Genomic DNA, 13,998 nt, shown 5'->3' on the forward strand with positions numbered 1-13,998 from the left:
GCATTACATCCTGAAGACGCCGAACTGCGGCCGGTCGGGGATCGGCGCATTCAGCGTTGCGGCGAAGGCGAGGCCCAGCACGTCGCGTGTCTGGGCGGGGTCGATAATCCCGTCGTCCCACAGCCGCGCGGTCGCGTGCCAGGGATTGCCCTGCGCTTCGTAATCGTCGCGGATCGGCTGCTTGAAGGCCTCGGCCTGTTCGGGCGTCCACTTGTCGGCGTCGCGGTGGACGGTCGCCAAGACGCTTGCCGCTTGCTCGCCCCCCATCACCGAAATGCGGCTGTTCGGCCATGTGAAAAGGAAGCGTGGGCTGTAGGCCCGGCCGCACATGCCGTAATTGCCGGCGCCGAAGCTGCCTCCGATCAGCACCGTAACCTTGGGCACCGTCGCCGTCGCCACTGCCGTCACCAGCTTGGCGCCGTGCTTGGCGATGCCCTCGGCCTCATATTTGCCGCCGACCATGAAGCCGCTGATATTCTGCAGGAACAGCAAGGGGATGCGCCGCTGGCAGGCCAGTTCGATGAAGTGCGCGCCCTTGACCGCGCTCTCGCTGAACAGGACGCCGTTATTGGCGAGGATCGCCACCGGCATGCCCCAGATATGCGCGAAACCGCAGACCAGGGTGCTGCCGTAAAGCGCCTTGAACTCATGGAATTCGCTGCCGTCGACGATGCGTGCGATGACCTCATGCACATCATATGGCGCGCGCACGTCGTCCGGAATGACGCCGTATAATTCTTCGGGATCGTATGCGGGCGGCCGCGGTTCGCGCAGCTCGACATCTGCGCCAACTTCCGCGCCGAGATGCGACACGATGTCGCGGACGATGGTCAGTGCATGCTCGTCATTCTCGGCCAAATGGTCGACGACACCCGACTTGCGCGCATGGAGGTCGCCGCCGCCCAGATCCTCGGCAGAAATCTCCTCGCCCGTGGCCGCCTTCACCAGCGGCGGGCCCGCAAGGAAGATCGTGCCCTGGTTGCGAACGATGACGCTCTCGTCGCTCATCGCCGGAACGTAAGCGCCACCGGCGGTGCAGCTCCCCATGACGCAGGCGATCTGGGCGATCCCTTTCGAGCTCATCTGCGCCTGGTTGAAGAAAATGCGGCCGAAATGCTCGCGGTCGGGGAAGACCTCCGCCTGGTGCGGCAGGTTCGCACCGCCGCTATCGACCAGGTAGACGCACGGAAGCCGGTTCTGCTCGGCAATCTCCTGCGCGCGGAGGTGCTTCTTGACCGTCATCGGATAGTAAGTGCCGCCCTTCACCGTCGCGTCATTGGCGACGATCATCACCTGGCGGCCGGCAACGCGCCCGACACCGGCGATCATGCCCGCGCCAGGCACTTCGCCCTCGTACATGTCGCATGCAGTCAGCTGGCCGATTTCGAGGAACGGCGAGCCCGGATCGAGCAACCGCTCCACCCGTTCGCGCGGAAGCAGCTTGCCGCGTTCGACGTGGCGCGCGCGATGTTTTTCCGGTCCGCCTTTGGCCGCTTCGGCGACATCGCCGCGCAATCGCTCGGCGAGCGCGCGATTATGATCGTAACGCGCGCGGAACTCTTCGCTGTCCGGGGAGATTTTACTGTCGATTCGCGGAGCGCTCATGCCCTTCAGCCACCCGTTGGTCGAAATCTACTCCCGACCGCCTAGCCGCTCGCTAGGGGCATTGCAAAGCAGTGAAAGGCTCAATCGATGAAACGTCCATCCCTTCTCGTCTTCGCTTCCGCGCTTGCGCTCACCGTCGGCGTCTCCGCCTGCCAGAAGGCCGGCCAGGAACAGACCGCCGAAGCCGCTAAGGGTACGGAGCTTGGCATCACCAAGGCATCGATGGACACCAGCGTAAAGCCGGGCGACGATTTCTACGCTTATGCCAATGGAGCCTGGATGAAGTCGGCGGAGATCCCGGCCGACCGCTCCAGCATCGGCAGCCACCTCGTCGCCGACCAGCAGACCGAGAAGAACCTCAACGAGCTGATCGCCGGCCTGCAGAACTCGAACCCCGATATCAATAGTGACGCCGGCCGGGTGAAGGCGGTCTACAACAGCTTCCTCGACACCGCGACGATCGACAAGCAGGGCATGCAGCCGATCCAGGCCGACCTGCAGCGCATCGCAGCCATTCAGGACAAGACCCAGCTTGCAACCGCCATCGGCGCCAATGTCCGCGCCGACGTCGACCCGCTCAACGCCACCGACATGTCGACCGAAAACCTGTTCGGCGTCTTCGTCAGCCAGGCGCTCGCCCAGCGCGAGGTCGTGCCTTACATCATGCAGGGCGGCCTCGGCATGCCGGAGCGCGAATATTACCTCTCGGGTGACGCCGACATGAAGGCGCACCAGGCGGCCTATCGCAAATATGTCGCCGACGTGCTGACCGCCGCGGGCATTCCCGACGCCGCCGCCAAGGCCCAAAACATCTGGAATCTCGAACTCAAGATCGCGCAGGCGCAGGCCACCCGCGAAGAGCGCGACGATTGGTCCAAGGCGACGCAAATCTGGAGCCAGGACGATTTCGCCAAGAAGGCGCCGGGTCTCGACTGGAAAGCCTTCTTCGCCGCCGCGCAGCTCGGCAACCAACAGAAGTTCGAGGCCTTCGACGCCGGCGCCATTCCCAAGCTCGCGGCGCTGGTCGGGTCGGAACCGCTCGACAGCTGGAAAGACTGGCTGACCTTCCACCAGATCAACCAGAACACCGCCGTCCTGCCGACCAAGCTCGACCAATTGAGCTTCGCCTTCAATGGCCAGGAACTGACCGGCGCCGAACAGCCGCGGCCGCGCGACAAGCGCGCCATCGGCTTCGTCAACGCCAATGTCGGCGACGCGCTCGGCAAGCTCTACACCGACAAATATTTCCCGGCCTCGGCCAAGGCCGCGATCCAGGAGATGGTGAAGAACATCAAGGACGCCTTCGTCCGCCGCATCGACACTTTGGCCTGGATGGCGCCGTCGACCAAGGAGGAAGCCAAGAAGAAGGTCGCGTCGATGACCGTCGGCGTCGGCTACCCCGACAAGTGGACCGACTATTCGTCTCTCAACGTCGCCGCCGACACCGCCTATGCCAACAAGCAGGCGGCGGAGAAGCTGCGCTACACGCAGCAGCTCGCCAAGATCGGCAAGCCGCTCGACACCGGCGAATGGTGGATGAACGCGCAGCTGGTCAACGCCGTCAACCTGCCGGTGCAGAACGGCCTCAACTTCCCGGCCGCCATCCTGCAGCCGCCCTTCTATGACCCGAAGGCGGAAGCCGCGTTCAACTATGGCGCGATCGGCGCGGTCATCGGCCACGAGATCAGCCACAGCTTCGACGATGCCGGTGCCCAGTTCGATTCCACCGGCCTGATGCGCAACTGGTGGACTCCGCAGGACTTCACGACGTTCCGGCAGCACAGCAAGGCGCTGTCGGACCAGTTCGACACCTACGAGCCCTACCCGGGCCTGCACGTGAAGGGCATGCTGACGCTGGGCGAGAACATCGCCGACGTCGCCGGCCTGCAGGCTGCCTATGACGCCTATCACGCCTCATTGGGCGGCAAGGAAGGCCCGACGATCGACGGCTTCACTGCCGACCAACGCTTCTTCCTCGCTTATGCGCAGTCCTGGGCGACGAAGATGCGCGAAGCCGCCATGCGCCAGCGCATCGCCACCGACGGCCACGCCCCGGGCCAGTATCGCGCCCTCACGGTCCGCAACATCGACGCCTGGTACAAGGCCTTCAACGTCCAGCCGGGCGAGAAGCTGTACCTGGCACCCGAGAAGAGGGTTCCGATCTACTAAGCATAAGCCGCCAAGCCTAGCGACGCCGGCGCGAAAGCGCCGCCGGAGCTAGGCGAGAGACGGCGCATGCCGGCCGACCGGCGCAAAGCGACCGGATCGACGTCACGGGATTCACTCCCGTGACGGCCTCGGCGCTAATGTCTGCTTTCGACCCAAAGCGGACGCTAGTGCAGCCAGCGAAGCAAACTCGGTCCGGCACCAGTGGTGAAGTCGAGGGTCAACAAAAGTAGACTCACCAAGACTATCAGATTGGCCCTATTTCCTGCCGCCAAGATTCCGGCGGCCTGCAGGAAATAGTAAAAACCTAATTCGATATAGTCGTACCGGTGGAATCCCGGGATTGCGAAGGAGCCGACCAGCCAGCTGCGACCCATAAAGGTCGTGATATTGGACGCGAAAATTAGGCTGAAAATTAGACCTTTTTGCCGGAAGAAGTGGTGGTCTAGGTCGCTCCCGCGATCAGCCTCTTCCGGAAAGACCCAGCTGGCCGCCACGTAATAAAGTCCAGTAACAAGCAGGCCCGAGGCAAGCGTCAGCGGCGTGACCGCGATCCTGTCTTGCAGGGTCCATGCCACAAGCCAGAAGCTCGTAATGTCTAACATCAGGAATATTGCGAGCAGCGGTGTGAGAAACCCCAGCCGATGCCCGTCGTGATTTTGACGGACCGCGTTGTGCCGCAGCCCGATGGACCTTGCCAAGCCCGTCAGGACCTCTGTCAACGCTAGCGCGAGCACTACTGCATATAACGAAAAAACCCAGTTGAGCCTGTCCATCGTTGCGCAACACTAACGAATGCACACGCAGAGTCATAGCCTACGCAGCCCTGGGCAGTGCGCAGCGGCAGCTTTCCACCCAATATTGCCGCGTCCGCTTTCGACCCATTGCGGACATAAGACGACCTGTTAGCTACAGACGCTTACCGCTCGGCTACTGGTTGCGCCCACGCCCCCGATCCGCCCTCTTTTGCGCGATCATCTCGAACTTCTGACCGCGGTGGTAGCTGACGATGCCGCACATCCGCTTCCCATCGGATGCGAGAGAGCCGTCGAAACGCACATCCCCCTCGCGTGATGCCACAATCATCGTCACGGTCTGGCCGTCGAGCGACAGACTGCGAACCACCACGACGCCGGCCGATAGGGCGAGCGACCCTCCTAACTCGGTGCCGGACGTCCCAAGGGAGAGAAGACCGAAGCTGGGAACGCCTGCCACATCCATAACTACGTCCCACAGGCCTGAAAGGTCAGTCGACTGAATCGGCTTTGTGATAGGTGCGCGGCATTCGAAACGCATGGTTGTGGCCTCGCTTTCCGCCGCCGGTACAGCTGCAGTTGCCAATGCTACGCCAGCGATTATCCGATTCATTGCTTTCTCCCTGTCAACACCTTGACGTTTGTGCTGGCCGGATGACGGGTTGCGATGCCGGTCGACAATGGGGAAAGTCGTGAATAGCCTTCGACATTTCGTGACCGGTAGGCCGATGCAATTGGCGATGCGTGAATGGCGTCAAATGGGGAAGTGGCGAGGGCTGATTAGCGCCCTCACTATTGGTGCATTGCTTGGCGTGACAGGGCCCTTCGGATCGCAGACCGCTTTCACACCGGCCGTGCGATATCCTTTCTGGATGGTGATTGCGCTCGTCGGCTTTGGCGCGGCGGTTGCCGCGGAGCGAGTCCTTCAGTTCAATTGGTCAAGCAAGCGAACGGCAGCGCGGCTCGTCGCGATAGCGGCTGCATCCGCAGTACCGATGACGTTCTTCGTGGCGTGGGCTCTCTCTGTGGTTCAACCAGGCAGGACGTTCAGCCCCGTCCAACTGCTCGTGTTGTTCCCGTTCGTCATGTTGGTCCAGCTGCTGATCGCCCGCGTCATATTCCCGGACGGCCCGCAGACGATTGCCGCACCGGTGGAACGACAAGCCGCCGCTCCCGAATACCCGCCGGAGTTCGTGTCAAAGCTTCCGGTTGCTCTGCGCCAGGACATACTCGCACTTGAAGCTGAGGATCATTACTTGCGGGTGCACACGCTCCACGGCTCGGCACTGGTCTTGATGCGGCTGGCGGACGCGGCGGCGCTCATCGATCCCCGGTTGGGCCTTCGCGTGCACCGTAGCTGGTGGGTCGCCAAGGACGGGGTTCGTGCGCTCGAAACTCGCGGACGAGCAATTGCCCGGCTGGTTGATGACACAGCAGTTCCGATCAGCAGGGCACGATTGTCGGCCGCGCGGGCCGCATTGGCAGACTAGCTGTATCGAACCGACTTGGGCTGGGCGCAGGCTGGATGACCTAACGTCCGCTTTCCACCCAAAGCTGCCACTAGATTTCCCTGTCCTACAGCCCATTGCCCATGCAAACGAGCCAATGGCTCATTCGCATCGTTATGATCGTCCCCCCGCGCACACACGCGTGCGAACCCGCGCACGCGCACGCCGTGAGGGTGACTTTAGTGAACTTTGGCCGCGGGAAACGCGGCTCGTCACTGTGAACATTCGGCGGGCCGGCGCGGAGTAAATCCGCGCCGTCGGTCCTGTCCCGCCAGGGCGGGCAGGCCGTCCGGCCTTCGCCATCTCTCGCGTAACGACGCTCGCTGCGCTCCGCTTACGTTACGCCCGGCGGCTCAGGCCCCGATCAGTTCCCGCCCAATTAGCATCCGGCGGATCTCGTTCGTCCCCGCACCAATGTCGAGCAGCTTGGCGTCGCGGTAGTAGCGTTCGACCGGCCAGTCCTTGGTATAACCGGCCCCGCCAAGCGCCTGCACGGCTTCATTGGCGACCTTCACCGCGCTTTCGCTCGCCAGCAGGATGGCGCCGGCCGCGTCGAAGCGCGTCGTCTTGCCTGCATCGCAAGCTTTGGCGACCTGGTAGACGTAGGCGCGCGCCGAATTGAGCGCGACATACATGTCCGCGACCTTGGCCTGCATCAGCTGGAAGCTGCCGATCGGTGTTCCGAACTGCTTGCGCTCGCGGACATAGGGCATGACCGTATCGAGACAGGCCTGCATGATGCCGAGCTGGATGCCGGCAAGCACGGTGCGCTCATAATCGAGGCCGCTCATCAGCACGCCGACGCCGCCATTTTCCGGGCCCATGATGTTGTCGGCGGGGACGAAGCAGTCCTCGAACACCAGTTCGGCGGTCGGTGAGCCGCGCATGCCGAGCTTGTCGACCTTCTGGCCGATCGAGAAGCCTTCCATCCCCTTTTCAATGAGGAAGGTGGTGATGCCGCGGCTGCCCTCGCCGGTCTTGGCATAGACGACCAGCACGTCGGCGTCGGAGCCGTTGGTGATCCAGAATTTGGTGCCGTTGAGCCTGTAGCCATTGCCCGACTTCTCGGCCTTCAGCTTCATCGAGACGACGTCGCTGCCTGCCCCCGCCTCGCTCATCGCCAGGCTGCCGACATGCTCGCCGCTGATCAGCTTGGGGAGGTATTTCTTCTTCTGGTCCTCGTTTGCCCAGCGCCGGACCTGGTTGACGCAGAGGTTGGAGTGCGCGCCGTAGCTGAGGCCCACCGATGCCGAGGCCCGCGCCACTTCCTCCTGCGCGACGACATGTTCGAGATAGCCGAGGCCAAGGCCGCCCCATTCTTCCTCGACCGTAATGCCGTGCAGGCCGAGCTCGCCCATCTGCGGCCAGAGGTGCTTGGGGAATTCGTCCTTCTCGTCGATTTCCGCCGCGATCGGCGCGATCTGCTCACGCGCGAACCGCTCCGTCGTGTCGCGGATGGTATCGGCCATTTCGCCGAGATCGAATTCGAGGCCGGGCATGGACATGCGGTTCTCCCTGATTGGCCGCGTCGCTAGCAGAGCGTTAGAGGCTTTTACAGAGCGCCCCGACTCCCTATGTGCGCTGCAACATCAAAGCTCCGCGAGGCAAAGCCATGGCCACCACCGCCGAAGATCCCATCGTCATCCTCTCCTATGCCCGTACGCCGATGGGCGCGATGCAGGGCTCGCTTGCCGATGTTGCCGCCACCGATCTCGGCGCCGCCGCCGTGAAGGCCGCGGTCGAGCGCGCCGGTGTGAAGCCCGACGACATTGACCGGATCTACATGGGCTGCGTGCTTCCGGCCGGTCTCGGCCAGGCCCCTGCCCGGCAGGCGGCGATCAAGGCGGGCCTCCCCAAATCGGTGCAGGCGACGACCGTCAACAAGGTCTGCGGCTCCGGCATGCAGACGGTGATCATGGGCGAAGAAGCGCTGAAGGCCGGCAACGCCGACCTCATCGTCGCCGGCGGCATGGAGTCGATGACCAACGCCCCTTATCTGCTGAAGAAACACCGTTCGGGAGCGCGTATCGGCCACGACACAGCCTATGACCATATGTTCCTCGACGGCCTTGAGGACGCTTACGAGCCCGGTCGCGCCATGGGCACCTTCGCCCAGTGCACCGCCGACGAATATCAGCTGACTCGCGAAGACATGGACAATTACTCGATCGAGAGCCTGTCACGCGCCAAGTCGGCAATCGACAATGGCGGCTTCAAGGACGAGATCGTTCCAGTCACCATCAAGGGCCGCGCCGGAGACACCGTCGTCGATACCGACGAGGCGCCCGGCAAGGGCCGCCCCGACAAGATCCCGCAGCTGAAGCCCGCTTTCGCCAAGGAAGGCACGATCACCGCCGCGACCAGCTCGTCGATCTCGGACGGCGCCGCCGCGGTCGTCCTCGCCCGCGAGTCCACCGCGTCCGAACAGGGCCTGTCGCCCGTCGCCCGCATCGTCGCCAGCGCCGCCCATGCACAGGAACCGGCGCAGTTCACCGTCGCCCCGATCGGCGCCATCGACAAGGTGCTGAAGAAAGCCGGATGGGGCGTTGGCGACGTCGACCTCTGGGAAGTCAACGAAGCCTTCGCCTGCGTCGCCATGTTCGCGATGAAAGACCTCGGCATCCCGCACGACAAGATCAACGTCCACGGCGGCGCCACCGCGCTCGGTCACCCGATCGGCGCCAGCGGCACCCGTATCATCGTCACGCTTATCAATGCGCTCAAGGGCAAGGGCCTGAAGCGCGGCGTCGCCACGCTCTGCATCGGCGGCGGCGAAGCGACGGCGGTGGCTGTCGAACTGGTCTAAGCCAGAGGGAGGCTGGCCCGAGGGCGCCTATTTCCTGGGGTCGTAGGCAATGCACTCGACCTCGAGCAGCGCTCCCATCGCCAGCCCGTTGGCGCCGAATGCCGAGCGCGCCGGAAATTTGCCGTCGGGAAAGTAGGTGACATAGACCTGGTTGAAGGCCGGCCAGTCCTTCATGTCGGCCAGGAACACCGTGCATTTGGCGACATCGCCCCAGCCGAGCCCGGCCTGCTTCAGCGCGGCACCGAGGCCGTCCATCGCATGCTTGGACTGGGCCGCAATGCCCTCGCCGAGCTTGCCATCTGCGCCAATGCCGAGAGAGCCCGAGAGGTAGACCGTGTCGCCCGCGCGGACTGCGCTCGAAAACGGCAGCCGCTCTCCGTTGAAACTTGGCTCACCAATCCGCTCGATTTGTGCCGAGGCGTTGCCCGTCATCATCAAAACTCCAGTTATAAATGCCGTCAGAAATCTCATGAGCGCCCCCGCGTTCATCCCATCAGGACGATGTCCCAATTGTATTTGTTCGGGTCGTTGGTGTTGCGGACAGCGACGCTGGTTCCCGCTTCCGAACCCAGTCCTTTGTAGAGCATGTCGCCCGCGTTGAGCTTCGCCTCCTCGGGGAAATAGAGCTGCGCGATATTGCGCTGGATCTTGCCCCGGATGTCGAAATGGATGTGCGGCGTGCGGCGTCCAATCGGCGAGTCATAGCTGCCGGGCTTGATGGTCACGATCCGCCAGTCACCCTTTGAATCGCTGACAATCGAGGCGAAACCCTGGAAATCAGGATCGAGCGGCGCAACTGCCGGGTCGCTGGGATGAGCATAGCGCCCCGCCGCATTGGCCTGCCAGAGGTCGAGCCGGGCGCCGGCGATCGGATTCCCCTTTTCGTCGAGCACACGACCGGTCACTTCAATCACCTGCCCGCTCGCCCGCTTCGAATGGCCCTTCAGCCATGTCAGGTCCGCATCACTTTCTGCGGGCGGCGATAGCGGGAAGAACGGGCCCAACGGCGACTCGGCGGTTAATGGCCGCTCGGCGAATGCGCGTGCGCCTGTCGCCAAAACCAGCCCCGCCGATGCCAGACCGGTTCCGGCGAATGTCCGCCGCGAAAGATGGATTTGCCCCATGGCCCTGCCCCCTGTTCCCGGAAGGGCCGGAGTCCTGCGCCGTCAGGCAGATCAAGTCAAACGCCCAAAAGGAAACGGCGGCCTCTCGCGAGACCGCCGCTCCCCAGGTACCGCGCTGTTGCCGCAAGAGCGGTAGCAGCCGCGGATTTGCTTAGCCGCGTTCCGGCTCCGGCGGCGGCGGCGGCGGTGGCGGTGGCGGTGGGCAGGCGTCCGTCGCCAGGATCACCGAGCCGTCCGGGCAGGTCTGGGTTGCCGGCGGCGGAGGTGGTGGCGGCGGCGGAGGCGGAGGCGGCGGCGGCGGAGCAACCACTTCGGCAGCGCCGCCTAGGCGCCAGCCGGCCCTCAGGCCGAAGCCCTTCTTGTCGCCAATGTCGCCCCACAGCGCCAGGATCGGTCCAGGGCCGTCGTTACCGCTGAGACCGGCCTCAAGCCGCAACCAGGTGGCATTGCCGTTGGTGTTGAGGTTGTAGACGTTGGCGCCGTCGAACACGTCGACGTCTCCATCGCCATTGAACTCATGGTAGACGGTCGCCTCGGCATAGGGGGCGATGCCGCCGCCAAACACCGCACGGACACCGGCCCGGCCACGGGTCGAGGTGACCTTGCCAAGGTCGTAACTGAAGCCGAACGCGTCGATGTCGTCGGCCTTCGACACGACATGGCTGATGCCGATCGAGGGATCGATCGTCATTCCGCCCATGCCGAAGCGATAACCGATTGCGCCGTCCAGGCCGAACTCATGGAAGTCGGCATCCACGCCGTCGAACACTCCCGAGTCGAACTCGCCGGTATACTTGTCGTACTTGGCCAGCGCCTCGCCATGGAACCCGGTGAGGCCACCAAATTGACCATAGAGCCCGATATTCCAGCCGTGGGCCTTCAGGCCGACGTCGGTGAGATCGTTGCTCTCGTTATCGGATTTGGCCCAGGCATAGCCGGCGGTGATCCCGGCCCGGGCATTGCCCCAGCCGTAATCGGCGCCCAGCTGGATGCCGTGCCGCTTGGTCTTCAGTCGGTTGTCGACATCGAAATCGACGCCGGCGACAGACACGGTGTCATCATGATCGCCATATTTGTCGCGGCTGAGGTAAACATCACCCCAGTAGCTAAAGCCGACCGTCGTGGCCGGCTTGGTGGTTTCGGCGAACACCTCGTCGGCACTCTGGTACCACATGGTCGCCATCAGATTGTTGACCGCCAGCGGGCTGAAGGCCGCTGCATTTGGTACGGAAACGAGGAAGAAGTCGCCTCCCGACTGCAGCAGGCTGACATCGACCAGTGGGCTCGAACCGGTCAGGTCGCCGAGGACGAACGCCCCCGCCGTTGCCGTTGTGGCATCGACCACTTGCACGCCGGTGAGGTTGATGAGGCCGCCGCCGACGAAGTTGGCGTCGACTGCCGTTGTGCCGCTGGCCGCGCCGATGATCGTCAGCAGGTCCGCAGTCGTGTCGCTGAAGTCGACCGCAAGCGTCGACCCACCTGAGCCGACGAACGGGCTGTTGATGGTCAGTTGGTCGCCGACTGCGCCGTCCTGCAGGTCGATCGTTCCCGTATTGGCGAACGTCGTCTGCCCGGTGATCGAGCTCGTGCCCTCGTCTGCCAGGATCGTCCCACTGTTGGTGAACGTGCCCGCGACCGTCGTGAACACGCCCGGTCCAAGATCCAGGACACTGGCGTTACTGAAGCTCGTGAAGCCAGCGAGCCCGGCATTGCCGTTAGTGTCGATCGTCCCGGTATTCGTGAACGCGATTGCCGGACCAGTCAGAACGAAGGTGTTGAGATTCAGCCGACCAGCGTTTGTCAGCGTCTCAAGGCCTGCAAGCGTCGTGTTACTATTTACATTGACTGTTCCTGCGGCGCTGTTCGTCAGGCTGTCGGCGCCGCCGAGAAAGTCGATCGTGCCACCGACGTTCATCGTGCCGGTGTTGGTCACCGCGGTGTTGCCCGCGTCGAACAACAGGCCTGCGTTAGCCGACAAGGTGCCGGCGTTGTTCAGGGTCTCAAGGCCGAGGAATGACGTCCCCGTGCTGGCGACCACAAGGCCACCCGCATTGTTGGTAAGGATGTCAGCGCCCGCACCGAAGTCATTCGCGCCTGCGGTGTTGAACGTGCCTGTGTTGTTAAACGCGTCGGCACCGCCGCCGGTCAGCAAGACAACGCCATTGATGACGCCGCCAGTACTGTTGTTGATTACGACCGTTGAGGTGCCCGTGGCTACGGCAGTCCCGGTTGTCGTCGCGCCGATGGTGCCACTGTTGTTGACGGTTCCGGCACCGCCTCCGTTGAACGTGATGTCGTTGCCGGCGGTGCTGTCGATCGTCCGGGTCGCCGAAACGTTTACGACCTTGGCGCCTGACGATGACAGGGTGACTCCGTTCGCAGCAGACGTGATGTTGCCGTTTACGTTGGCCGTGATGGCGCCACTGGTTGAGGTGCCGCTGATGCCACCAACGTTGGCGTTGATTGTACCGTTGGCATTGATGACCTGATTGCCGGTCGTCGTCGAAGTATCGATGGCGTCACCCGCCGTCGTCGTGATCGCGCCGGTCGTAATGTTGAGACCGCCGGTTCCGGTGGCCGTCGAACTGACGCCGGTGCCAGCAGCGGTGATCGCGCCTGCGACGTTGACGGTGGTAAGGCCATCGACCGCCGTCGTTGTAACGCCATTGCCGCCGGTTGCGTTGACGGTGCCGCCGGCAGTCGTAATTACGCTGACCGTTCCAGCGCCCGTCGTATAACCTTCGATACCGGTCAGGCCGGAGATCGCTCCGCCCCGAGTGATGCTGATATCGCCGCCGTTGGACTGTCCGACGATCGTACCCTGGAGGGCGCCCGTAACAATGCCGTTGCCCGTGATGGTAACATCGCCGCCGCCGGTGCTGACGGCATAGAGCGTGCGGCCTCCGTTACCGGCACCGATGTAGTCGCCATCGCCGGAAATTATGATGTTGCCCGAACCATTATTGGTGGTCGAGACGCCGTAGAAGCCGTTGAAGCTGTCGTTGTTGGTGATCGAGATGTTGCCCGTCGATCCGGCGCCAAGCTCGGCCCAGACGCCATTATTGAAGCCAAGATTGCTACCCGTGACCGCCCCGTTCGCGACGATTGTCAGGTCGCCGGCAGTGTTATTGAGCAGTGCATGAATGCCATCGATCGACCCGGTGACATCGTCCACGGTGATGCTCGTCGCGCCGGATCCGGCGGCATTGGTGACGATAACGCCATAGCCGGCGGTGGTGGATACATCATCGCCAAGGTTGATCGTCGTGGTGCCCGTGCCGCTATTGTTGACCGAGACTGCATCGCCCCCGGTGGAGGTTATGGTGTTCCCCGCTGTGGAGGTCAGCAGGACATTGCCGGTGGCCGCCGCATTGGTCGTGGACAGAACGACAGCCGGCCCGGCAGACGTAATGTCTCCATCGACGGTGACATTGACCCCGCCAGAACCTGCTCCGCCATTGGCCGTCGCAGAAAAAGCAGTCGAACCGGCACCGATGGACGTAATCGTGCCGGTGTTAGCTGTAATGCTGGGCGCGGTAATGCTGAGGATCGTCGCGCCAGTCGCGCCTGCCTGCCCGACCAAAGTCGAGCCGGTCCCCGTGTAGGTAAAGGCATTCGTGCTATCGAAGCGCAACACGCCTCGGCCCGCAGTCGTGGATTCAATGTACCCGTTAGTGACGCTGGAGTTCAAGTCGCCAGACGTATCCACCACCGCTAGCGCCGACCCAATAGTCTGGGCGATGCCGCTCGTGGCTTGGGTATCGTTAGTGCCGTTGCCGTTGCCGTCGGTGCACGTAGCGAGGAAGCCGAAGGGAAGCGAACTTGACGTAACGCAGGCAGAATCCGCTTGGGCTGGCGTAGCGGCGGCCATCGTCAAACCAATGGCTAAGGATGCACCCGCCAACAGGCGGCCACGGGATGCGGAAAATGTCATCTGGATTCCCCTTTTCGCTCGCGCGCCGGGGTGGCACGCACACTAAGAACCGGTCGGGGAACAAGGGACCGAAAGAAACGGTTCCATCACAATTTCAATT

General features: G+C 63.3%; 10 protein-coding genes. 3 read left to right on the forward strand and 7 right to left on the reverse strand.

Translation table 11 applies throughout. The features are described from left to right. Nucleotides 1–3: 3 nt before the first annotated feature. The gene (locus tag LZ536_RS04145) at nucleotides 4–1,605 is read right to left on the reverse strand and encodes a carboxyl transferase domain-containing protein (protein WP_249847040.1); all 1,602 of its coding nucleotides are present in this window, start codon (nucleotides 1,603–1,605) and stop codon (nucleotides 4–6) included. An 87-nt stretch (nucleotides 1,606–1,692) separates the two neighbouring features. Here LZ536_RS04145 and LZ536_RS04150 point away from each other — a divergent pair, with 87 nt between their 5' ends. Beyond that, on the forward strand, nucleotides 1,693–3,774 hold the full coding sequence (locus tag LZ536_RS04150; protein WP_249847041.1) for a M13 family metallopeptidase: 2,082 nt from the start codon (nucleotides 1,693–1,695) through the stop codon (nucleotides 3,772–3,774). Between the two features lie 164 nt (nucleotides 3,775–3,938). Here the strand turns inward: LZ536_RS04150 and LZ536_RS04155 are convergent, their stop codons facing one another. Both LZ536_RS04155 and LZ536_RS04160 read right to left on the reverse strand, forming a co-directional pair. Continuing rightward, nucleotides 3,939–4,547: a hypothetical protein gene (locus tag LZ536_RS04155; RefSeq protein WP_249847042.1), complete on the reverse strand. Its 609-nt coding sequence runs from the start codon at nucleotides 4,545–4,547 to the stop codon at nucleotides 3,939–3,941. Nucleotides 4,548–4,701: 154 nt separating this feature from the next. Beyond that, nucleotides 4,702–5,139: a hypothetical protein gene (locus LZ536_RS04160; RefSeq protein ID WP_249847043.1), complete on the reverse strand. Its 438-nt coding sequence runs from the start codon at nucleotides 5,137–5,139 to the stop codon at nucleotides 4,702–4,704. 145 nt (nucleotides 5,140–5,284) lie between these two features. On the opposite strand from LZ536_RS04160, the gene LZ536_RS04165 reads away from it, so the two are divergent. Further along, nucleotides 5,285–6,016, forward strand: coding sequence for a LytTR family DNA-binding domain-containing protein (locus tag LZ536_RS04165; protein WP_249847044.1), 732 nt, complete (start codon nucleotides 5,285–5,287; stop codon nucleotides 6,014–6,016). 371 nt (nucleotides 6,017–6,387) lie between these two features. Here the strand turns inward: LZ536_RS04165 and LZ536_RS04170 are convergent, their stop codons facing one another. Then, nucleotides 6,388–7,533 carry an isovaleryl-CoA dehydrogenase gene (locus LZ536_RS04170; RefSeq protein ID WP_283938463.1) on the reverse strand — a complete coding sequence of 382 codons (1,146 nt, stop codon included), beginning with the start codon at nucleotides 7,531–7,533 and terminating at the stop codon, nucleotides 6,388–6,390. Nucleotides 7,534–7,646: 113 nt separating this feature from the next. Here LZ536_RS04170 and LZ536_RS04175 point away from each other — a divergent pair, with 113 nt between their 5' ends. Further along, nucleotides 7,647–8,840 carry an acetyl-CoA C-acyltransferase gene (locus tag LZ536_RS04175; RefSeq protein WP_249847046.1) on the forward strand — a complete coding sequence of 398 codons (1,194 nt, stop codon included), beginning with the start codon at nucleotides 7,647–7,649 and terminating at the stop codon, nucleotides 8,838–8,840. A 27-nt stretch (nucleotides 8,841–8,867) separates the two neighbouring features. On the opposite strand, the gene LZ536_RS04180 is transcribed toward LZ536_RS04175, so the two are convergent. The 3 genes from LZ536_RS04180 to LZ536_RS04190 form a co-directional block, all read right to left on the reverse strand. After that, nucleotides 8,868–9,275 carry a RidA family protein gene (locus LZ536_RS04180; protein ID WP_249847047.1) on the reverse strand — a complete coding sequence of 136 codons (408 nt, stop codon included), beginning with the start codon at nucleotides 9,273–9,275 and terminating at the stop codon, nucleotides 8,868–8,870. Between the two features lie 50 nt (nucleotides 9,276–9,325). Continuing rightward, the gene (locus LZ536_RS04185) at nucleotides 9,326–9,964 is read right to left on the reverse strand and encodes a protocatechuate 3,4-dioxygenase (protein ID WP_249847048.1); all 639 of its coding nucleotides are present in this window, start codon (nucleotides 9,962–9,964) and stop codon (nucleotides 9,326–9,328) included. A gap of 151 nt (nucleotides 9,965–10,115) precedes the next feature. Then, a complete protein-coding gene (locus LZ536_RS04190; RefSeq protein ID WP_249847049.1) occupies nucleotides 10,116–13,898 on the reverse strand; it encodes a beta strand repeat-containing protein in 3,783 nt (1,260 codons plus the stop codon). Between the last annotated feature and the right edge of the window lie 100 nt (nucleotides 13,899–13,998).

Origin of the sequence: Sphingomonas alba (assembly GCF_023516555.1) — a bacterium.
GTDB classification, from domain to species: Bacteria; Pseudomonadota; Alphaproteobacteria; order Sphingomonadales; family Sphingomonadaceae; genus Sphingomicrobium; species Sphingomicrobium album.